This is a genomic window from Frankia nepalensis, from assembly GCF_016786325.1.
Lineage (GTDB): Bacteria > Actinomycetota > Actinomycetes > Frankiales > Frankiaceae > Pseudofrankia > Pseudofrankia nepalensis.
Genome location: NZ_JADWYU010000018.1, coordinates 1 through 21,162, shown reverse-complemented (window position 1 = coordinate 21,162; position 21,162 = coordinate 1). Strand labels below are relative to the sequence as shown.

The following is a 21,162-nucleotide window of genomic DNA, read 5'->3' as shown; positions in this document are numbered from 1 at the left end:
ACGACATGACGTTGAGGCGCCGCCGAACAAAATTCCTGGCGTTGTTCTCAGACCCCAACTGCCGCGAAACCGTCGTGGGGGGGGGCGGGGGGGGGGCGCCGGGGGGGGGGGGCCCGGCCCGGGCCGCGGCGACGACGCCACGGGCCCCGGCCCGGCCGGCTACAGCGACCCACCGCGATCGAGGGTCCCGAGCACACTGGACCTCCCGTATGGATCCGTTTGCCTGGATCCAGGCGGTCAACGGCGGGCTGTCGGAAGCGGAAGGCGTGAAGGCTGGTGGCCAGACGGTCCCTGGGCCGGCGGTTCGGATGGCTGTGGGCCGCGTACGCCGTCAGCGCCTATGGCTCTGGGCTCGGGTTCGGCGCGCTCCCGCTGATCGCGGTGCTGGTGCTGCACGCCGGCCCCGCCCAGGTGTCCGCGCTGTCCGCGGTGGGACCGGCGGTCGGCGCGCTGATCGCGGTGCCGCTCGGGCCGTGGGTGGAGTTCCATCGCAAGCGGCCGGTGATGATCGCGATGGATCTGGCCCGGTTCGCGGCCCTGATGACGATCCCGGTCGCCTATGCCCTCGGCCGGCTCGGTTTCGTCCAGTTGCTCGCCGTCTCCGCCCTGGTCGCGACCGCGAAGATCACCTTCGGCGCGGCCAGCGGTGCCTACCTCAAGTCCCTCGTCCGGCCGGATGACCTGCTGGTGGCGAACGCGCGGTTCGAGTCGACGACGTGGAGCTCCATCGCGGTCGGGCCGCCGCTGGGTGGGGCGGCGGTCGCCCAGTTCGGGCCGGTCACCACCGTGGTGGCCGACGCTCTCAGCTACCTGCTCTCCGCGTTGGGGATCATCGCCGTCCGTGGCGGAGAAGAGCGCCCGCGAGAAACCGACGGGAACCGGCTCCGGGCCGGCGAGCTGCTCGACGGCTGGCGGCACATTCTGACCCACCCCGGCCTGCGAGCGCTCTATCTCAACAACCTGCTCGTCGGTGGGCTCATCATGGCCACCGAGCCCCTGTTGGCCGTGTTGCTGCTTCGCGAGCTCGGGTTCCCGCCCTGGCAGTATGGCCTCGCCTTCGCCGCCCCCTGCGTCGGCGGGCTCATCGGTTCACGCCTTGCCAGCCGTGTCGTGGCCCGGTACGGCCCTCACCGGATCCTGCGCACCGTCGGCACGCTGCGCGCGGTCTGGCTGATCGGCCTCGCCTTCGTCCGTCCTGGGGCCACCGGCCTCGCGACCGTGATAGCCGTCGAGCTCGCGATCATCATCAGCATGAGCCTGTACAACCCGGTACTCGCCACCTACCGACTCGAGCACACCCCCAAGGACCGCCTCGCCCGCACCCTGTCTGCCTGGTCCATCAGCAGCAGCGCCGCGATCGCCATCCTCAGCGCGCTCGGCGGGCTGCTCGCCGACGCCACCAGTCCACGCACGGCGATCACGGCCGCGGGACTGCTCATCCTCGCCAGCCCGCTGCTGCTGCCCCGTCGCTCGAGCCCTCCGCCCGCCAGTGACCTCGAACCGGCCACAGCCGGTTCGGACCCGCGCCACCTCCCCAAACCGGCGACCCGCCACGGCGCGCGCAGCGAGCGCCCGCTCGCCTGAGGCGCGGCGCGGGCTCGGCGACTGGTTCACCAGCGCTTACCGGACTCCCTCACCCCCACGTTGCTAAGCGGGACATCGTCCCGTATCGTCAAGCGGGACGTCGTCCCGTTTTTCGGGAGTCCGACTGGACCGCGCCAGTCACGACGTCTCCTCTCTCGCGCTCCGAAGGAGTCCGCCATGCCCAGAGTCGTCGTCTTTGACGAGACCGGCGCGCCCGACGTGCTGCACATCGTCGACGAGCCGGTGTCCGAGCCCGCCGCCGGACAGGTGCGGGTCAGGATCGAGGCGATCGGCATCAACCGCATCGAGCAGATGATGCGCGCGGGTGCCTACCCCCGGCCCATCCGGCTGCCGCGTGCGCGCATTGGATGCGAGGGCACCGGCGTCGTCGACGCGATCGGCGCGGGCGTCGAGAAAGTCAGCGTCGGTGACCCGGTGGTCATCACCGCCGTGCCGGACATGGACGTCAACGGCACGTACGCCGAGTTCACCGTCGTACCGTCCAGCGCGGTCCTCCCCCGGCCCGCCGGAGTGGACGCCCCGAGCGCCGCGGCGCTGTGGGTGGCCTACTCGACCGCGTACGGCGCGCTCGTCGAGAAGGCCGGCGCACGGGCCGGCGACCAGGTCCTGATCACCGCGGCTTCCAGCGCGGTCGGCCTGGCCGCCATCCAGGTCGTCAACCAGATCGGCGGCATTCCGCTCGCGGTCACCCGCCACGCCGCGAAGAAGGACGCCCTGCTGGCCGCGGGCGCCGCGGCCGTCTTCGCCACCGACCAGGACGACGTCGTCGCGGCCACCCGCGACCACACGGGTGGGGCCGGCGCCGACATCATCCTCGACGCCGTCATGGGACCCGGCCTCGCCGAGCTCGCCACCGCGGCCCGCTTCGGCGGCACTCTGATCACCGTCGGCTGGCTCGACCCACGACCCGCGTCGATGCCCATGAACGCGCCGCTGACGATCTATCGGTACATGAGCTTCGAACACACCCTCGATCCCGCGGTCGTCCGCCGCATGGCGGCGTTCCTGGGCGCCGGTCTGCGCATCGGCGCGCTGCGCCCGACCATCGACACCGTGTTCAGCCTCGACGACATCGTCGAGGCGCACCGGCACCTCGAGCTGGGAAACCAGATCGGAAAGATCGTCGTCACCGTCTGACCGTCGGCATCGCCCTCCCTCGTGACCGCGGACGCGGGTACGGGGCGATCAGAAGCGTCAGCATCGATCGCCATCCATGGCGCGTTCGTCAGCAGAAGTAGCGAGGAGTCGGGTACGCCGCGCGGCTACGTAACGTGCCGGCGCCCTTGATCTCCGCTAACCTCCTCGCTCTGCCCTCTGACCTGGCGGCACCCTGGTCTCAGGCCGCGGCGGGCTGTGACGGACGTCCTCGGCCACGCGCGGGATGCGTGCCCGCGCAGTGCCGCGACCGCGGGGACGGCACGGCTGGCGGTGACGCTCAGTAGATCCCAGGGACGATCCGCCAGCGCACGCGAGCGCGGTACTCGTCCCAGAGCGCGCCGTACTTGGCCGCGCAGCGGCGGTCGTCGTCGATCTGGCGCGGCACGAGCAGGCCGACGTAGTAGAGGGGGTACAGCCAGGGCACGGGGTCGCCGGGCGCGCCGAGGGCGAGGGTGATGCCGACGGCCATGAGGATCTCGCCGAGATAGTTGATGTGGCGGGCGGCGCCCCAGAAGCCGCCGCAGAGCAGCGTGCGCTCACCGTCACTGATCGGGCGCGGCTCGAGCAGGCCGAAGGCGCGGGCCGTGGGATCGCGTTTGAAGAGGAACTTCTGCATGTTCGCCCCGCGCGCGAGCGTCCAGCCGGCGGCGAAGACGACGCCGGCGAGGACCAGCAGCCAGGCCGGCGCGTGCGGGTCGGGCTCGTCGGCCCGCGCCCAGAGGCCCACGCAGTAGAAGTACGGGTAGAAGACCAGACAGCCCCAGCCGAGCTTGAAGCCCACGCGCTCGGCGAACAGGTCGTAGGTGTAGAGGTGGACGTGCTCGAAGGTGAGGTAGTCCACCACGAAGTAGATCAGCAGCCCGGCCGAGAGCGCGACGGCGGCGCTGAGATGACCGAGCGCGAGATACTGGTGGGCGGCGAACGACAGTACGTTCAGCTCCAGCAGTACCGCGCCCACCAGGTAGAGCCACATCTTCGCGTCGACCGTGCCGTCGCGCCAGCGCGGGTTCTCGCGGCGGCCGAGATACAGGTCGGCAAGCAGCGGCCTGCCGGTCGGCGGGGCGGGCAGAACGAAGGCGGCGGTGAACAGCAGGCCGAAGACGCACGCGCCGGCGAGGCCGGCCCAGCGGTGCTGCCACAACAGGTCGGCCGGCGCCGCGTCGACGGCGACGAGCAGCACGGCGATCCCGACGGCGGCCGCGAGGACCAGAAGGCCGTTGAGCCGGTAGCGCAGCGGTCGGTCGCGATCGTCACGCACATAGCCGTCGATCCAGCGGGCGGGGAGGGCGACGTGCAGGGCCAGGATGGCGCCGAAGATGATCCACGGAAGAAAGAAGCCAAGGATCACGGCGCGTCGAAGCCCTTCACCGCGCGGCCCATGATGGCGGTGGCGGTGGCGCGCGGCAGCAGACGGCGCATGACGAACGCGGCGGCCTTGTTCGCGCAGCCCGGGGTCACAAGCGCCTTGCGGCCCAGGCCCGCGAGGGCGGCCTCGACGACCTGATCGGGATCGAGGGTGCCTGGCGCGTCACGCCCGACGGTCGCGGCGTAGCCGGGCGTGCGCACGGCGCCGGCCACACAGGCGAGGACATCGACGCCGACGGGGCGCAGCTCGGCATGCAGGCTCTCGGCCAGGGAGGTGGTGAAGGCCTTGCTGGCAGCGTAGGCGGCAAGGCCCGGGCCGCCCTGGTTGCCGGCCTGCGAGGACATCAGGACGAGCGTGCCGCGGCCGCGCTCGATCATCGTGGGAACGAGCTGGTGGATGAGGGCCAGCGGGCCGCGGACGTTGACATCGACGAGGCGCTGGGCGTCCCGCGGCGGATGGTCCAGCAGGAGGCCCGTGAAGGAGAACGCCGCGTTGTAGACGGCGGTGCCGATCTCGAGCCCGCTGCCGGCCGCGGCGAGGCGGTCCGCGAAGTCCGGCTCGGCGAGGTCGGCGGCCAGCGTGCGCACCTCGACCTCGTGCTTGGCGGCCAGGCGCCGCGCCGTCTCCTCGAGCGGCTCGGGACGGCGCCCGACGGCCAGGATGTCCAGGCCGCGCCGGGCGAGGGCCTCGGCCCAGGCAGCGCCGAGGCCCTCGGACGCTCCAGCGACGACAGCCCACGGCCCTTGTGGCTGGTGAGTGCGTAACGCGGCCATATAGCCGCACCTTATCCAGAGCGTCCCGCCTTGCCCAGAGCGTCCCGCGGGCCTAACAACGCAGCGCACCAAACAGGCTTGCTGGGGCGTTGTCCCCTTTGGATGCCCACCTGTCGGCAATCACTCCGCTGGAGTTGCGCGCCGGGATCGCCTCGAAACGGCGCGACGACCCGGAAAGGGGTCGTCGCTACCAGGCGAAGTGCTCCGGGGCCGTCCGGTAGCCCGGGAAGATCTCGTCCAGCCGGGCAAGCGCCTTCTCGTCCAGGTGGACATCGAGCGCCCGCACGGCGTCGTCAAGGTGCTGCTGGATACGCGGGCCGACGATCGGCGCGGTGACGGCCGGCTGGTGTAGCAGCCAGGCGAGCGCGACGTCACCGGGCTCGTGACCAAGCTCGGCGGCGAAGTCCTCGTAGGCCTCGATCTGGGGGCGCTTGGCCTCCAGGGTCTTCGCGGCCCGGCCTTCCAGGCGCCGCTTGCTCTCGCGCTCCTTGCGCAGCACACCGCCGAGCAGCCCGCTCTGCAGCGGCGACCACGGGAGAAGGCCCACGCCATAGTGCTGGGCGGCGGGCAGCACCTCCAGCTCGACCTCGCGGGTGAGGAGGTTGTAGATCGGCTGCTCACTGACCAGGCCGAACGTCCCGCGCCCCGCCGCGGCCGCCTGCGCCTGGGCGATGTGCCAGCCCGCGAAGTTGCTGCTGCCGACGTAGAGAATCTTGCCGGCCGTGACGGCGACGTCGATGGCCTGCCAGATCTCGTCCCACGGGGTGGCGCGGTCGACGTGGTGGAACTGGTAGAGGTCGATGTAGTCGGTCTGCAGGCGGGTCAGGCTCGCGTCCAGGGCGCGGCGGATGTTGAGCGCCGACAGCTTGCCCTCGTTGGGCCACTCCCCCATGGCGCCGTAGACCTTGGTGGCCAGCACCGTGCGCTCACGGCGCCCGCCGCCCTGCGCGAACCAGCGACCGATGATCGACTCGGTGTAGCCCACGCCGTCACCCAGGCCTGACACGCCGGCCGAGCGCAGGCCATAGACGTTGGCCGTGTCGAAGAAGTTGATGCCGTACTCGTGCGCCGAATCCATGATCTTGTGGGAGTCGGTCTCGCTGGTCAGGGGGCCGAAGTTCATCGTGCCCAGGCACAGCCGCGAGACGGACAGACCGGAACGGCCGAGGTGGGTGAACTGCATGCTGGACGGAGTCCTCTCCGGTGAGGGATCAGCCGGCGCCGCGCTCAGGCGGGCGCAGTACAGGCCCAGTCTCCAACTTCGAGCGCGCTCCTGGTCAAGCCCACGACGGCCGGAAGCTCCCGGCCTGACCCGACCGGCTGGGGATGTCACTCGGGCGCGCAGAGCAGCGGCAGCAACTGGCGCCCCTGGCGCTCGCTCTCCGGCAGATACGGCGTGTCGGACAGGATGAAGTGAGTGACCCCCAGGTCGCGGTACCTGCGCAGCGACTTCGCGACCTCCACGGCCGAGCCCACCAGCCAGGTGGTGTCGGCACCCGCGCCGCCGACCTTGCCTGGTGTGGTGTAGAGGTTGTCGTCCAGGACCTCGCCACGTGCCCGAAGGCCGTGCAGCCGCCGCTGGCCGGCCGAGGCCGCGTGACCGTCGCGGCCGGGGCGGTCCCGGCGGGCCGCCAGCTCGGCGACCTTCGCCTCGGCGTCGGCCCAGGCCTGCTCGGTGGTGTCCCGGACGAACGTCGTGACACGCAGCCCGAACTCCAGCGGGGGAAGCCCGCGCCCCAGCTTCTCGCTCAACGCCCGCAGGCGCGCGATGCGTTCCTCGACGTCGTCGAGGGGCTCACCCCAGAACAGCTGGACATCCGCCTGGGCGGCCGACACCCGCTCCGCGGCCGCGGACGCCCCGCCGAAGTACAGCTTCGGGTGCGGGCGGCCCGGGCGCGCCTGGACCCTGGGACTCACCGTCGAGTCGGCCACCTGGAAGTAGTCCCCGTCGTGGGTGACGTTCTCCTCCGTCCAGAGCCTTCGGACCAGCCGGATGAACTCCCCGGTGCGGGCGTAGCGCCCGACCTGGTCCACCTCGCTGGCGCCGTAGGCCGCGAAGCTGTCCTGGCCGGACACGATGTTCACCCGCACCCGGCCGCCCGAGAGATGGTCGAGGGTGGCGGCGGCCGAGGCGAAGTGGGCTGGTGTCCAGTAGCCGGGACGGATCGCGACGAGCGGTTCGAAGCTGGTCGTCCTGGCGGTCAGGGCCGTCGCGACCGTCAGGGTGTCCGGGCGGCCCCAGCCGGTACCGAGCAGGGCTCCCCGCCATCCGTGCCTCTCGACCGCGAGAGCCTGAGCGGTCAGCATGTCGAGGCTGTTGTGGCCCGCTGCCGCGTCATCGCCACGGTGACCCGGCCGCACCTCGTTGGGGATGTACCAGAAGATCTCCGGTCCGCTCACCGTGTTGCCTCGACAGCGCCACCCATGTTCACCAACTTAGTGGTAATTCGGGCGCGCGGTCGCGGCGCGCGGGTGGCGCCGGCCGCCCGTCGGGGCACGGCTCTCCTGTCGTCCGGTCCTGGAACCGGGTCATGGGCCGTGGTGCTGGACAAGGCGTTTTTCGCCACCACAGCATCTGGGATCATGACCGAATGCCCCACAGGTCATGACCCGCCGCCCGCGTTCGCCGCGATGTCATGTCTCGTTACCGATCTGACTTGCCGGCCATGGCGGCACGAAGCCACAGTCCACCCGTCGTCGGGCGCCGGACGGTAACAGTATGTGCGTAGCGCGCCGACGACGAGGGCCGCGGGCGCGGATCACCCTGGCCTCGCGGTGAAGCAGGACCTTCCGGGATGGTTCACGGCCGCGCCTCGCGGGCGTAGCGGGCGGGCGTGACGCCGAAGGCATCCCGGAACGCGGCGGTGAAGGCGCTCGGATTGCTGTAGCCGCAGGCGAATGCGACGGCGGCGACCGGCTCGCCCGCGGCGAGCAGGGTAAGTCCATGGTGCAGCCGGAGCTGGGCCCGCCACTGCGGGAAGGTCATCCCGGTCTGGTCGCGGAACAGGCGGCTCAAGGTACGTTCGCTCGCCCCGACGGTGACGCCGAACTCGGCCAGGGTCCGCGGATCGGCTGGGTCGGCGGCCAGCGCCGCCGTGAGAGCGACGAGGCGGTCGTCGCGCGGCTGGGGCAGGCAAAGGCGCAGCTCGGGCACCGGCCGCAGCGAGCGCAGCAGGACGGCGGTCAGGTCGCGGCGGTCGGCCGCGGCCAGGCTCGTCGTGGTGAGCGCCCGAATGATCTCCCGCAGCAGGGCGGGCACGGCTATCACGGTCGGGTCGGGGGAACCGAACGGATCGTCCCCGGCCGGGAAGGTCAGTGCGTGCATGTGGGTGGGGCCGTGCGCCTGGTGCGCGTGGGCCACACCGGCCGGCAGCCACACGGCCCGCAACGGCGGCACCACCCACGAACCGACCTGGGTCACCACGCGCAGGACCCCGGTGCCCGGATAGATGAGCTGGTGGTCGGTGTGGTGATGCCAGTCGATCCGCTCCCGGTCCGTCAACCGCCGCAGCTCGGACCCGGCCAGGAGATGGCGGTTCATCGACAGAACTCTACGGCCTGGCGGTGGCCCGCCGTCCGCGTCGACGCCCATGCTGGCGGTCCAGCCTTCGAAGGACCGACGTCAGGGAGACCGCCATGACCGTGCCGCACCGGATTGCCGCCCCTGACGGCCGCGTTCTCGTCACGGCTGTGAGCGGACACGGGGCGCCGATCGTCGCCGGGCCACCGCCGGTGGTCGAGGCGACGGGACGCCTGGCGTGACCGCCGTCGACGGCCCGCGGGCGGCGGCGCTCGCCGCTCCGGCCGCGGCCACCCCCGGGCTCGGCCTCCGGGCGGCGCCGGCGGCTCCCTGGCGGCGGATGCGGATGTGGGCCGCGGCCCACGCCGTAGACGATCTTTATCAGGGCCTGGTGCCGGCGAGCGTGCCGTACTTCGTCCTCGAGCGGAACTACGGCTACGTCGCCGCCTCCGGGTTGACGCTGGCCGCGACTCTGGGCAGCGCGCTGCCGCAGCCGGTGATCGGCCTGCTCGTCGACCGCCGGCGGGTCGGCCCGCTGGCCGCGGTCGGCGTGGTCCTCGCCGGGCTCGGCGTCGGGCTCGCCGGGCTCGTGCCCGGCTACGCCCTGACCTGGTCGCTGGTGCTGCTTTCCGGGATCGGCGTGGCGATGTTCCACCCCGCGGCCGGGCGGGCGGCGCGGATCGACGCGGGCGACAGCACCGCGGCGATGAGCGTCTTCGCCGCTGGTGGCAGCGTCGGATTCTTCCTGGCGCCCGTCCTGGCCACCCCGGCGCTGGCCACGCTGGGCCTAGCCGCCACGGCGCTGTTCATCCCGCCCGCGGTGCTCGTCGGCTTCATGCTGCTACGGGCCCACAGGCGGCAGGAGGCGGCCGCGAAGGTGGCGGCGGCCGCCACGGCAGGCGGCCAGGATCTCTGGAGCCCTTTCCTCCTTCTCACCGCGGTCGAGATCGTGCGATCGGTGCTCTTCTTCGGCGTGATCACGTTCATCGAGCTGTACTGGCTCCGCCACCTGCACGCGGGTCACACCGCGGCCGGTGCGGCGCTGGCATGCTTCCTGATCGGCGGGGTCGCCGGCACGCTGGCCGGCGGGCGGATAGCCGACCGCGCCGGTACCGTGCGCACGGTCCAGGCCGGCACCGCGCTGGCGATCCCGGCGCTGGTCGCGCTGCGCGTCGCGCCCGGGCCGGGAACCGCTCTACTGGCCGCAATGGCCGCCGGAGTGGCCATCAGCATTCCGTTCTCGGTGCTCGTCAAGCTGGGTCAGGACTACCTGCCGACCCGACCAGGAACCGCCGCCGGTGTCACCCTGGGGCTGGCTGTCAGCATGGGAGGTCTCGCCGCACCGGGTCTAGGAGCGATCGCCGACACATGGGGAATCGCCGCGGTGTTCTCGGTCCTCTGCCTCGTCCCGCTGCCGGGTCTTCTCCTGGCCGCTTTCCTGCCCGAGATCAGGCCGATACCGGTACCTGGCGACGATGCGAGCCGGGCGGGCGAACCGGGCTAAGCACGTCCTCGTAGGTTCGCGACGAGAAACCCGACGCACCATCTAACCGTTGTCAGTCCGCCGTTTGTCAGTCCGTCTTTTCGCCCGCCGTGGGTAGGGTTGGCGACCTCTCCATAGGTGGGGTTAACCAAACCACGGTCATATGGCTTCCCGGATGTTCCAGGGGTGCCCGGCCAACGAGGCTGGATCCCGTCGCGCACCAACGAGGGGAACAGCCTGTGAATGACAAGGGATTGACCCGGCGCCATGCCCTGACTGTCGCCGGCGCGGGTGTCGTCGCCACTACCGGCGGATTCGCCGTCTCTCCCGCCGAGGCGGCCTCAGCTCCGAAGGGTGGGCCGACGGCCGGTCGAATAGACACCCACCACCACGCCGTGCCCGATGCCATGCGGCGGTGGGCCGTCGACAACGGCCTGTTGCCGAAGGAGGGCGGGCCGACGTGGGCGCAGTGGACCCTGGAGAGCACCCTGGAGACGATGGAGGAGAACCGCGTCGCGGCAGGCATCGCCTCCGCTCCGGTGCCGGCTGTGGCGTTCCGCGATCGAGCGATGGCGCAGGAGGGCGTCCGGGTGTGTAACGAGTCGCTGGCCGGGCTCGTCGCCAGTCACCCCAACCGGTTCGGCTTCTTCGCCAACGTCGCGACCTTCCACGTCGACCTGGCTATCCAGCAGGTCGCCTACGCGCTGGACACGCTCGGCGCGGACGGCGTGATCCTGATGACGACCACCGGCGACCGTTACCTCGGCGACGCCGCCTTCGACCCGCTCTTCGCCGAGCTGAACCACCGCCGCGCCGTCGTCTTCACCCATCCCGGCGGCCTCCCGGAGGGCGGAACCGAGGTGCCCGGAGTGCCGGACTTCATCGGTGACTTCCTGCTCGACACCACCCGGATGGCGCTGAACCTCATCGCCTCCGGCACCCTGGACCGCTACCCCGACGTGTCGATCATCCTCTCCCACGCCGGAGGCTTCCTGCCCTATGCGGCAGGCCGCGCGGAATCCGCTGGCCGGCAGGGCGAAGGCCCCGACCCTGCCGCGGTCCGCCGGGCGCTGCGACGCTTCTACTACGACACGGCGCTGCCCGCCTCGCCGTACGCCACCCCGACGCTGCTGGCCGCCGCCGATCCGGCCCGCATCCTCTACGGCACCGACTGGCCGGCCCGTCCAGCCCAGGAGGTCGCCGCCGTCACCAACGCCCTGGACACCGACCCGTCCCTCGACCGGCGCACCCGACAGCGCATCAACCGGGACAACGCCCTGCGCCTCTTCCCTCGTCTGGCGGCGCGGCTCGGCGAGCGTCCCGGCGGCTGATCCAAGGCAGGTCCGGCGGTCCGTCAGGCCGACTTCCAGTGTCGCCGTAGCGGGCGGCCCGATCATCGTGCGGCGCGGCACCGGCTACCTGGCACTGGGCCGCCATCACGACTTGCGCATTGACCGTCCGGCGTCCAACGGGACCAACGGGTGAAACTATTCCGGCGCAACATCTCACCACGGTCGACGGCGCCTCGATCCGCCTCGGCGGTGTTCGACAATCTGCTCGCCGACGTGCGGCCAGGCCGGCTCAGGGACGGCGGCACCATCGCCGTCGAACGCACCGCGAACGAATCGACCGCGACTGGGCCGACAGCCGGGCCGGTTCCGGTGCTGGCCTACGAGCCGAAGCCCGAACCAGCCGTCCGCCCGGCGACCGGACCGTGCGCCGAGCAAGACGCGGTGGCGCCGGCCTCACCACCAACTCCGGCCGCGGTTCCGGCCCCGGTTCCTCCCCCAACGCCCGCGCCCGCCCCTGCCGCGCACAGCATCCTCGGGCGTCGCGTACTCGTTCTCGGCGGTCCGCACGACGAGGCGGCGAAGATGCGGGAACGCATTGGTTTTCTGGGTGCGGTTCCCGCTGTCAACGTCACGGCGAGCCTCGCGCTCGCGGTCTGCCTGAATGGCGCGGGCCTGGACCGCCGGATGCCAAGAATCCGGATGCTGGGCGTGCCCGTCGTCTCCGCCGACGAGTTCACCCGCCAGTTCGACGCCGGACCGTCGGGACTGGCCGACGATCTTCCGTCCAGCGCCACATCCAGGCGGGCCGGCCTGCTGCTCCCCCGAGGCGGGGTAGTGGACCTCCCGGTGGCTGGCGCCGGGGACCGGTGGTCGGTGTCAGCCACCTGGTCGTGGGACGTCGGCGAGGTCGACCTGGTCGCCTTCCTCGTCGGCGAGGACGAGCAGGTCGCTGGCGACGAGGACTTCGTCTTCTACAACCAGCCGAGTGCCGGCGAGGCTGTCAGGCTCATGGTCGAGGGGCCCGCCGAGCAGACAGTGGTCATCGATCTCACCGCGGTTCCAGGGGACGTGAGCCGAATCGTCGTCGCGGCGGCTCTCGACGGCGCCCGGACGTTCGGTGACGTCGGCCCGATCGAGATCGCCGCGGCAGCTCCGGACGGCGACACCGTACTGCGGGCCACCCTTGACGCGGGGACAACCGAACGCACCATGGTGCTCGCTGAGATCTACCAGCGGAATCGGCGTTGGCGATTCCGCGCGGTCGGGCAGGGCTACGACCACGGCCTCGCCCGTCTCGCCGAATCATACGGCGTTGACGTGCAGGACAGCTGACCCGCGGCGGCTGACGCGCTTAGCCCCTCGGGATATCGATCCCCAGCCAGCAGCGTGCACGCACGCCCCTCAGTCAGGGAAATATCAGCAACTCGCGCGCAGCGGCCACCGATACCCGGCGCATCGTCACGCGAAGGGAGACGGCCAGCCTTCCCACCTGATCCGCTCTGCTCGTTCAGATCATGCAGGCATCAGGCTCGCTCCGGCGGTCGCATTCCGCTCCCGACAGGCCTGGACAGACATACGGTCAGACCGCGGGTTTCCGGTTCGGCGTCGTCCCGTGCCCTCGTTCGTAGGGATGGCCGGCGAGCGTGGCCGACTGTTTTCCGTGCCCGACCGCCTTGCCTCGGCTGCCGATACGTCAGGCGCTGGCACGGGTACGGCTGCCGATCCATCTCAACTGGTCCAACCCCGGCCGGGTCCATGACCTCTCGGACCGCCGGCAACGTCATCGGGTGTACGAGGTCGTCCTGCGGGAGGTCTGCCCGCGGGCCTCCTCACCAGGTCGCGGGTCGGGTGCTTGGCGCTCTCCCAGAGGCGGCGACGGCGAGAACCCGCAGGTCCTGTGGGCCGCTACCCGGCCCAGGGTTTCCGGCACCGCCGGTCTGTCTGCCAGTCCAGCGACGACGCCCGCGACGACGGCCGCGGGCGCGCACAAGGTGACCCGGATCGACGGCCAGCGTAGCCAGCGGTGGACGGCCGCGCTGATCAGGTTCCTGCTCTCAGACGAGGCCAACCGGGAGGTGCTGCGGGGCTACCTCGACGAGTTCGCCCCGCTGGGCGACGCCATGGCCGACGCCGGCGGCCGGCTACTCGCCACGGGCAGCGGACGCACCCCCACCGAGATCTCCACGGCCGTGCGCGCCCGCTGGGCCGCGTTCCTCGACAACGCGGGACTGGCCACCGAAGGCACCTCTCGCATCCGGCCCTAGAGCCAGACGGGCTGGGCCTTACGGGACACCAACCTCGAAGGCGCCGTCCATGTCGCAAGCAGACTAGAACGCACCCTAGCCTCCTGACCGGCCGGGCCACCCTGACGGCCTTCCACATGTCTTCGTCAACCGCGGTCTCGGCCGCCTCGCCGTGCGTTGGCTACTCCGGGAGGCCGGGCCACGGCTCACCACACTCGAGCCCCTCGGCCGCGAAGGCGATGTTCGCTGGCGTGCCATACAGATAGCCATCGGTGGCGAGCACGTCGACGGCGGTGGCAGCGAACGCTGGCCTCACGACGACGTCCACACCTTCGACCGCGCCGTCCCATGCCCCGGCGAGCACCGCCTCCAACATCGCCCGCGTCGTCGGCGACGGCGCGTGGTGGACGATCAGCAGGGGTGAGGCTGCTGGTTAGTCGAGGAGCTGATCGAGGGTGTCGGCGGTCAGGACGCGGGCGGTCCAGGTCTGGAGCTGATCGGCGGAGGCGTTGCGCACGGTGGTGAGCACCGCCTCAGGAAGCGACCCGAACTTGAGGGTTAGCAGCTGGACCAACGTCTCGACGCGGCCTTCGACACGGCCTTCGACACGGCCTTCGACACGGCCTTCGACGCGGCCTTCCGCGCGGAGCATCTCCGCGATGGTCATGTAGGCCTCCTCCGCCTCAGGACCAAGAGCGGCCATCAGGTCATACAGCTGGTCACGGCTGTCCGCCTCCCCGACCAGGTCAATGTAACGCAGCAGAGCGGTGAACTCCTCCCTGCCGTCAGGGCCTGCCAGGACCGCGCGCAGCTCGTCGACCCACGGCCACAGGTCCTTGGCCAGCCGGGGGTTGCCCGGGGCGATCTTGAGGAGGAGCAGGGTGAGCCGCGCCGATGAGGTCAGTGGCCGTTCCCGCAGTGCCCGCTCGTCGACGCGGACCAGGTCGTCGAGGAGGAACTGGAAGCAGGGCAGGTACTCCCGCCAGGCGTCGGCGAGGTCCGGATCCAGGTCGACCAGGTCGAGCACCTGGTCCGGCGCGGTCCACGCCTGATCGTTGTGGTGCACGACCAGCGGGATCACCGCCGGCAACCGGGTCGCCTTGGGATGGTCGCCCAGGAAACGATCCCAGACACGTACGACGTAGCGCAGCATCCGGAACGCCATGAGCGGATCGTTGCTGCTCTGGTGCTCGATGAGGACGTAGATGAACGCCTCACGGCCGTCGAGCGGGGCGGTGAACAGCAGGTCGGTGTGCCGCCACCGCAGCGTGGCATCGACCAGGCTCCCGGAGACCGGGGTCAGCCGGTCGAGGTCGAGCCGGGCCACGAGATCTGGCGGCAGCGTCGCGCGCAGCTGCGACGCCGCGTTCGACGGCGCCCCCAGGATCCGGCGGAACACCGCGTCGTGGGGTGTGGACGGACTCGACATGGCGGCACCGTACAGACGAACACCGACAACCGGGACGGTGCCGCATCGACCCGACGCCCGCCGCTCAGGCCGGAGCTTGCGCGCCGCCAGTCCACGGCGTGGCCGCCGGGCGGCCACCACTTTCGAATTCGAACACACGAACGAACGCCCGAACGATATCCACGAAAGAGCCGCGGCCGGCCGGTATGGCTGTCGGCCTAGCACGTTGAACTGGTCCAGCAAGCGGAAACCACAGGTTTACCAGGCCCACCGCATTATGATTTCGGCGAGTCGACGCGAGGGGTGGTGACGTGGCCGCGACCGGATCGCGCGTCAACCGACCCGCCGGAACGGGCAGCCGTACGTCAGCCATTCCGGCAACGGCGGAAAACGGCGACTACCTACCGCGACCTTCGGCCCTGGCCAAGGCAGCCCAGCTCGCCCTGGAGATCGACGGAATCGAGCACCAGATTCTGCAGCTCAACGACCTCCTGAAGCAGCTGCGTCGTCATCACGAGAACTGGGCGGCCGGCGGGCGTGGCGAGCTGAACGTGACTCGCGTGCTGGTCGGGATGGACGACGCGGGGTGGCATGTCCTCCCGGACCGGCGGTGGCCCGGCAGCCGCCACGCGAACATCGACGTGATTCTCGTGGGGCCCGGCGGGGTCTTCGTCATCGACGTGAAGAACTGGCGAGAGGCCAGCGTCCACGGCGGCCGGCTGTGGCGGGGCGACGCCGACGCCGACGACGACCTGGGCAAGCTGGTCAGGCAGACGGTCGCGGTGGAGGAGGTGCTGGCCGAGGCGGGCCTGCCACCGACCGAGGTGGTCCCGCTGCTCGTTCTGGCCGGTCGGCGCAACATCAGAGCGCTTCTCGACCGGGTGATCGTGATCGGCGAGGACGACCTGGTTCGTGAGGTCGTCCCGCGCGGTGCCCGCCTGGCGCCGGAGATCGTGGAACGCCTGCTGAGCCGCCTGGAGCAGGGCTGCCCACCCATGCCGCGCGCGGAAGCCCCGGCGCACCAGCCCGTTCGCCCTCGGATGGCGACCCCGTCGCGGCCAGCTACACCCGCGGTCCCGCCGCCGAGCGAGACGACGCGCGTCTCGTCGAGGCGAGACCCCGCGCCCTCGCCGGTGCGGGGCTGGACGCCGACGATCGAGGCCGAGCCAGCACAGCCTGCGCAGGACACGCTGATGTCCCGGGAGGAACTCTGGCAGGAGCTCCTCGACGCCGCCGCGCGGGAGCCGATCGAGTCATGGATGACCTGGCTACACCCGACGCAGGCTCGGCTACCAGGCCGCCGCTACTCCGGCCCGGCCCGGATCCGGGGCGCCGCCGGCACCGGCAAGACGGTGGTCGCCCTGCACCGCGCCAAGTACCTGGCCGCGCGCGGCGACCGCGTCCTGTTCACCTCGCTGGTGCGCACGCTCGGACCGGTCTACCGCCAGCTGATGACCAGAATGGCTCCCGACCAGGTCGACCGAGTGGAGTTCGCCACCGTCCACGCCGTCGCCACGCGTTGCCTGCGCGAACACGGCCTCGAGCGGCGCCACCAGCAGGATGCCGCTGAAACGTGCTTCTGGCGCGCCTGGGCGCAGGTCGGGAAGAACTCGGTCCTACCCGGGCTTGGCCTCGCGCCGCAGTACTGGAAGGAGGAGGTCGGCACCGTCATCAAGGGTCGCGGGCTCACGACGTTCGACCAGTACGCCAAGCTGGCGCGCATCGGCCGTCGCACTCCCCTGCCCGCGGGGCACCGCCGCGCGGTCTGGGAGCTGTACGAGCTGTACGAGCGGCTGCGAACGGAACGCGGGATCCTGGACCGGGACGACGTGCTGCTGCTCGCCGCCGAGCTGGTGCGGGCGGACGCGCGGGCGCGGTACGACGCCGTGATCGTCGACGAGGTGCAGGACCTGACCTGTGCCGGCCTGCGGCTGCTGCACGCGTTCGTCGGTGACCGGCCGGACGGCCTGCTCGTCGTCGGCGACGGGCAGCAGTCCATCTACCCCGGCGGCTTCACGCTGGCCGAGGCCGGCGTCTCCGTCGTCGGCCGCTCCACGGTGCTCACCCGCAACTACCGCAACCGCGAGAGAATCGTGCGATACGCGCAGGCGGTCGTCGCGGACGACAGCTTCGACGACCTCGACGGCGCCCAGGAGAGCGGCAGGCGCGCGGTCGACGTCGACCAGCCGGGCGGAGACGTCCACGAATGCGCCGTCGCCTCGGCCGCGGCCCAGGAGGAGGCGCTCGGCGACCATCTCGTCGCCCTGCACGCTGCCCGGTCGGTTCGGTACCGCGACATGGCGGTCCTGGTTCCGACGAACGCCGCCGTCTCCCGCTGGTCGCAGGTGCTGGCGCGGCGCGGCATTCCCGTGGTCTCCCTGCGGGACTATGACGGGAGCGGCGGCGAGGCGGTCAAGATCGGCACCTTCCACCGGGCCAAAAGCCTCGATTTCAGCCATGTATGCGTCCCGGACCGCAATCGCTTTCCCGAACCGCGCCGCCCCGCCGAGTCCGCTGAAGCATTCAGCGAGCGCGTCCAGTTGGAGCGCCGTCAGTTGTACGTGGCCATCACGCGGGCGCGAGACAGCCTGTGGGTCGGCATACGCGAGGAACCCGGGGCCGACCACTCCGCGCGAGACCGGCACCAGTCCTACCGCCTCGCCCACACCCGGGCCCGCACCAGCCCGAACGGCCGCCCACCCCGGTCCCCAATCCCACCGACACGACCCAATCCGCCTGACCGACTGGCCCCCACTTCCAGCGACGAACGGTCCCCACTTCGACCTTCATAGCCACTTGCCGGGTTCGACGCTGGTAGCGCCAACCTTGGGTACCGCCCGGGTCACAGGGGCATCAGGCTGGCAGCGACCGTCGCTCCAAGATCCCAGCAGTCCTCGCGTGCCCCGGAGTCCACCCCGCCGACGACCGACAGCGGCTCGCGCAGACGCTTCCATCTGAGCCCGGTCGTGATGGTCTCGACCCCGCGGATCGCGCCGGTCGTGTCGCTGCCACCGTGAACGTAGAGCGCGTACGGTCGGCCGATGGTCGCTTCGAGCACCGGGTAGTAGATCTGGTCGAAGAAGTGCTTGAGCGCGCCGGACATGTAGCCGATGTTCGCCGGCGTTCCGAGCAGGTACCCGTCGGCGGCAAGCACATCAACCGCAGTGGCCGCCAAGGCCGGGCGGACGACGACGTCCACCCCCTCGATCGCGTCGTCCCGCGCGCCGGCGAGCACCGCCTCCAACATCGTCTGCATGGACGGCGAGGGGGTGTGGTGGACGACGAGGAGGGTTGACATCGCGGCCATGCTATGACCTTGGCCCGACACCTCGAAGCCACCCGAATCCACCGGCCACGACACCCCAGCGCGTCCACATTCGAGAAGCCGGTCGTCGCGCACAACCCGGGCGGCGATGGTCCCTTTCTTGCCGCTGACGCGAGTGGTCGGGGACGTGCCGGCGGCAAGGCGGTGCCCCGGGCAAAGCGCCGTCGTCGTCCACGCCGGGCCCGGGGTTCCCGATCGTGACCACCCCCGGGCAGGGCAAGCTCCAGCAGGCGGGCTGGCGGGCACGGTGTCAGTATTCGGCCGTGGGACGTCGGCCCGGCTCTCCCAGCGGCGTGGCGGGCGGCGGCCAGCCCGCGGCTCAGGGGCAGCCGCGCGAGGAACGGGCCACCGACCGGTGTCGGCCGACGGCGGCCGGCCAAGCCCGCGGGGACAGGACCGCCGGTGACGAGACGGCGGCGACCGGGCGAACGGCGCACGCCGCGCAACCCACCCTGGCGCGCGTGCTGAGTGGGCGGATGCTGTTGTTCCTCGTGCTCGGTGACGTCCTCGGATCGGGGATCTACGCGCTCACCGGGCAGATCGCCGCCGACGTCGGCGGGATGATCTGGGCACCGTTCCTGACCGCCTTCGCGCTGGCGTTCCTCACCGGGACGGCCTACGCCGAGCTTGTCGGCAAGTACCCCCGGGCGGCCGGAGCGGCGCTCTACGCCGGCGAGGCGTTCCGTCGCCCGTTTCTCACCTTCATGGTCGGCTTCACCGTGCTGGCCGCCGGGATCACCTCCACCGCCACCGCCGCGCGGGCGATCGGGGGCAAGTACCTGGCGGAGTTCGTAACGGCCCCGATGATCGTCGTCGCGGTCGTGTTCATCCTGCTGACCGCGGTCCTCAACGCCCGTGGGATCGAGGAGTCGGCCCGGGTGAACCTCGTGCTCACCGTGATCGAGCTCGCCGGCCTGTTGCTGATCGTCGGGATCGGCGTGCACGCGCTGGCCACCGGAGCGGGTGAACCGGGACGGGCCTTCGAGCTGCGTACCGAGGGGCCCGCGCCGCTTGCCCTGCTCGCCGGCACGACGCTCGCGTTCTACGCGATGCTCGGCTTCGAGAACTCGGTGAACCTCGTCGAGGAGGCCCGCCGACCGCGCCGGGACCTGCCACGGGCGCTGTTCGGCGGCATGTTCATCGCCGGCACGGTCTACCTGTTCGTCGCGTTCACCTGCGCGATGCTGGTGGATCCCGCCATCCTCTCCGGCTCCAGCGCCCCGCTGCTGGAGGTGGTGCGGGCCGCGGGCGAGCCGGTGCCGTCGAAGCTGTTCGCCGCGATCGCGCTGGCCGCGGTCGCCAACACCGCCCTGATGAACATGGTGATGGCCTCCCGCCTCGTCTACGGCATGGCCGCCCAGGGCACGATCCCGGCCGTCTTCGCGCGGGTGCTGCCGCACCGACGCACCCCGGCGGTGGCGATCGGCTTCGTGACGGCCCTGGCCGTGGCGCTGGCCAGCACCGGCCAGCTGGCCGGCCTTGCCGACACCACCGTCCTGCTCCTGCTGCTGGTCTTCTTCGTCGTCAACATCAGCGCGCTGGTGCTGCGCCGCGAGCCCGCCCCGCCGGGCGCCTACCGCGCGCCCACCTGGGCTCCGGCGCTGGGCGCGCTGTCCTGCGCGGCGCTGGCCACCCCGCTGGTCCACCGCGAGGGCACCGTCTACCTGCGCGCCCTCGGCCTGCTCGCGCTCGCCGCCGTCCTCGTCCTCACCCAGAAGGTCGTCAGCGGCCGGTTCCGCGACGGTGCCGTCAGCCCGCCCTCGCCGTAACCGCCTTGGCGCGCCGTCCGGTGCCGTGGCCGGCCTTTCCCCTCGGCCGGGCGGGTGGGCGGAGGTGTCGCGGAGGTGCTCACGCGGCGCCTCGACATTTCGGCGTGCCGACCATGGCGACATTGTCGTGCGGCGTGTCGGCGCGGACGGGGGTTTTCCCCACTGGTGGGCCATTCGCGGTCCGAGCATGCTGGTGACGCAGCCCGGCAGGGCCGTCAGGAGAGCGTGAACGACGCCGAGAGGACCGATCTGGCGACGCTTCCGGATACCCGCCTGAAAGCCTCCCCCGTTCGGGGGCCGCCGCGGCGTGGTCACCGCCATTTCCTCGACGAGCGCGGCCGGGGGCCGCGGCGCCGCGCTGGGTTCACCAGGGCGGTCGCCCGGGGTCGCGGTTCTCCGTCGCGCCGGCGGGTGTCGGTCCGCGCGGGCTGACTACGCGACCAAGGAGGAAGAAGATGAGAATGCGACGTCTTATGCTCTTGCCGGTGGCAGTGGCGGCCGCCGTTCTCGGAGTGGCGCTCGCGCCGCCGGCACTGGCGGCGCCCGTCCACATCGAGAACTGGAACAACATCTGCCTCGGCATTCACGGTTCCAGCATCTACCCCGGGTCCCCCGCGGCCGTCGGCACCTGTGTGAACACCCCCACCCAGAACTGGGACAAGATCAATCTGGTGCCGCTGAACAAGGGGGGCACTACCGTGATCGCGATGCAGTTCCGAAACAGGACCGTGAACCAGCTGTGCCTAGGTGTCACGGGTGTCCCCACGACCGGCGACAAAGCGTTGGTGCAGGGCGCCTGTCAGCCGACCTCCGACCTCTCCCAGCTCTGGTACTGGAGCAGTTCCAGCCCGAGCTGGAACCAGCTGAAGAATGCCAAGAGCGACAAGTGCGCCGGGATCTCCGGCACCCGCGTGTACGAGCAGCCGTGCGTGAGCGGCGCGCACCAGTTGTGGAAGACCTACTGACCGGTTTCGGACCGGTGCGCCTGCCGTCCACCTGGCTCCCTCCGCGGTTCGTGGTGAAGCTCGCCGACGTCGTCGGGCTGCACCTCGCCCGCCGTCCGCTGTCGCGGCGGGGCCGGGCGCGAACGACATCGGGGGAACGCAAGGCGGCAGCCGCGGTCGTGGCCGTCGACCTGCCGGCCCCGATGCGGGCCGCGTCGCCGACCGGCGCCTGGGGGGGGGCCGGGGGGGGGGGGGGGGGCCCCCCCCCCCCGGGGG

16 protein-coding genes and 1 pseudogene are annotated in these 21,162 nt (G+C 71.4%); 9 read left to right on the top strand and 8 right to left on the bottom strand.

Annotated elements, in window-relative coordinates; all coding sequences use genetic code 11:
• Nucleotides 1-273: 273 nt before the first annotated feature.
• Complete coding sequence (locus I6A81_RS00255; protein WP_238428127.1) at nt 274-1,584, top strand: MFS transporter; 1,311 nt, start codon at nt 274-276, stop codon at nt 1,582-1,584.
• A 177-nt stretch (nt 1,585-1,761) separates the two neighbouring features.
• Entirely contained in the window at nt 1,762-2,742 is a 981-nt protein-coding gene (locus I6A81_RS00250) for a zinc-dependent alcohol dehydrogenase family protein (protein WP_202999259.1), read from the top strand.
• A 298-nt stretch (nt 2,743-3,040) separates the two neighbouring features.
• On the opposite strand, the gene I6A81_RS00245 is transcribed toward I6A81_RS00250, so the two are convergent.
• The 5 genes from I6A81_RS00245 to I6A81_RS00225 all read right to left on the bottom strand — a co-directional run bounded on the left by I6A81_RS00245 (nt 3,041) and on the right by I6A81_RS00225 (nt 8,443).
• The gene (locus I6A81_RS00245; protein ID WP_202999257.1) at nt 3,041-4,111 is read right to left on the bottom strand and encodes a phosphatidylethanolamine N-methyltransferase family domain-containing protein; all 1,071 of its coding nucleotides are present in this window, start codon (nt 4,109-4,111) and stop codon (nt 3,041-3,043) included.
• Complete coding sequence (locus I6A81_RS00240) at nt 4,108-4,902, bottom strand: SDR family NAD(P)-dependent oxidoreductase (protein WP_202999255.1); 795 nt, start codon at nt 4,900-4,902, stop codon at nt 4,108-4,110. Before I6A81_RS00240 ends, I6A81_RS00245 begins: the two co-directional genes overlap by 4 nt.
• A gap of 187 nt (nt 4,903-5,089) precedes the next feature.
• Nucleotides 5,090-6,085: an aldo/keto reductase gene (locus I6A81_RS00235; protein WP_202999253.1), complete on the bottom strand. Its 996-nt coding sequence runs from the start codon at nt 6,083-6,085 to the stop codon at nt 5,090-5,092.
• A gap of 146 nt (nt 6,086-6,231) precedes the next feature.
• Nucleotides 6,232-7,302, bottom strand: a complete 1,071-nt coding sequence (locus I6A81_RS00230) for an LLM class flavin-dependent oxidoreductase (RefSeq protein ID WP_202999252.1) — start codon at nt 7,300-7,302, stop codon at nt 6,232-6,234.
• 400 nt (nt 7,303-7,702) lie between these two features.
• Nucleotides 7,703-8,443, bottom strand: coding sequence for a helix-turn-helix domain-containing protein (locus tag I6A81_RS00225; protein ID WP_202999251.1), 741 nt, complete (start codon nt 8,441-8,443; stop codon nt 7,703-7,705).
• Between the two features lie 217 nt (nt 8,444-8,660).
• Between I6A81_RS00225 and I6A81_RS00220 the strand changes: the two genes are divergently transcribed.
• From I6A81_RS00220 to I6A81_RS00205, 4 genes are all read left to right on the top strand, one after another.
• The gene (locus I6A81_RS00220; RefSeq protein ID WP_307874372.1) at nt 8,661-9,926 is read left to right on the top strand and encodes an MFS transporter; all 1,266 of its coding nucleotides are present in this window, start codon (nt 8,661-8,663) and stop codon (nt 9,924-9,926) included.
• A gap of 89 nt (nt 9,927-10,015) precedes the next feature.
• On the top strand, nt 10,016-11,236 hold the full coding sequence (locus I6A81_RS00215) for an amidohydrolase family protein (RefSeq protein WP_307874371.1): 1,221 nt from the start codon (nt 10,016-10,018) through the stop codon (nt 11,234-11,236).
• Nucleotides 11,237-11,446: 210 nt separating this feature from the next.
• Nucleotides 11,447-12,529 (top strand): TerD family protein, encoded by a 1,083-nt coding sequence (locus I6A81_RS45345; protein WP_202999249.1) that lies wholly within the window; start codon nt 11,447-11,449, stop codon nt 12,527-12,529.
• Between the two features lie 455 nt (nt 12,530-12,984).
• Entirely contained in the window at nt 12,985-13,461 is a 477-nt protein-coding gene (locus tag I6A81_RS00205) for a ferritin family protein (RefSeq protein ID WP_202999248.1), read from the top strand.
• Between the two features lie 193 nt (nt 13,462-13,654).
• Here I6A81_RS00205 and I6A81_RS00200 read toward each other — a convergent pair.
• Nucleotides 13,655-13,816, bottom strand: a pseudogene (locus tag I6A81_RS00200) (flavodoxin); the annotation flags it as partial.
• A gap of 57 nt (nt 13,817-13,873) precedes the next feature.
• Nucleotides 13,874-14,869: an Rpn family recombination-promoting nuclease/putative transposase gene (locus tag I6A81_RS00195; protein ID WP_202999247.1), complete on the bottom strand. Its 996-nt coding sequence runs from the start codon at nt 14,867-14,869 to the stop codon at nt 13,874-13,876.
• A 290-nt stretch (nt 14,870-15,159) separates the two neighbouring features.
• Here I6A81_RS00195 and I6A81_RS00190 point away from each other — a divergent pair, with 290 nt between their 5' ends.
• Nucleotides 15,160-17,640, top strand: a complete 2,481-nt coding sequence (locus tag I6A81_RS00190; protein WP_307874370.1) for a nuclease-related domain-containing DEAD/DEAH box helicase — start codon at nt 15,160-15,162, stop codon at nt 17,638-17,640.
• 50 nt (nt 17,641-17,690) lie between these two features.
• Here I6A81_RS00190 and I6A81_RS00185 read toward each other — a convergent pair whose 3' ends face one another.
• Nucleotides 17,691-18,155, bottom strand: a complete 465-nt coding sequence (locus tag I6A81_RS00185) for a flavodoxin family protein (protein ID WP_202999246.1) — start codon at nt 18,153-18,155, stop codon at nt 17,691-17,693.
• Between the two features lie 494 nt (nt 18,156-18,649).
• Here I6A81_RS00185 and I6A81_RS00180 point away from each other — a divergent pair, with 494 nt between their 5' ends.
• Together I6A81_RS00180 and I6A81_RS00175 are read left to right on the top strand one after the other, a co-directional pair.
• A complete protein-coding gene (locus I6A81_RS00180) occupies nt 18,650-19,942 on the top strand; it encodes an APC family permease (RefSeq protein ID WP_202999279.1) in 1,293 nt (430 codons plus the stop codon).
• A gap of 461 nt (nt 19,943-20,403) precedes the next feature.
• Nucleotides 20,404-20,907 (top strand): RICIN domain-containing protein, encoded by a 504-nt coding sequence (locus I6A81_RS00175; protein ID WP_202999244.1) that lies wholly within the window; start codon nt 20,404-20,406, stop codon nt 20,905-20,907.
• Nucleotides 20,908-21,162 lie beyond the last annotated feature (255 nt).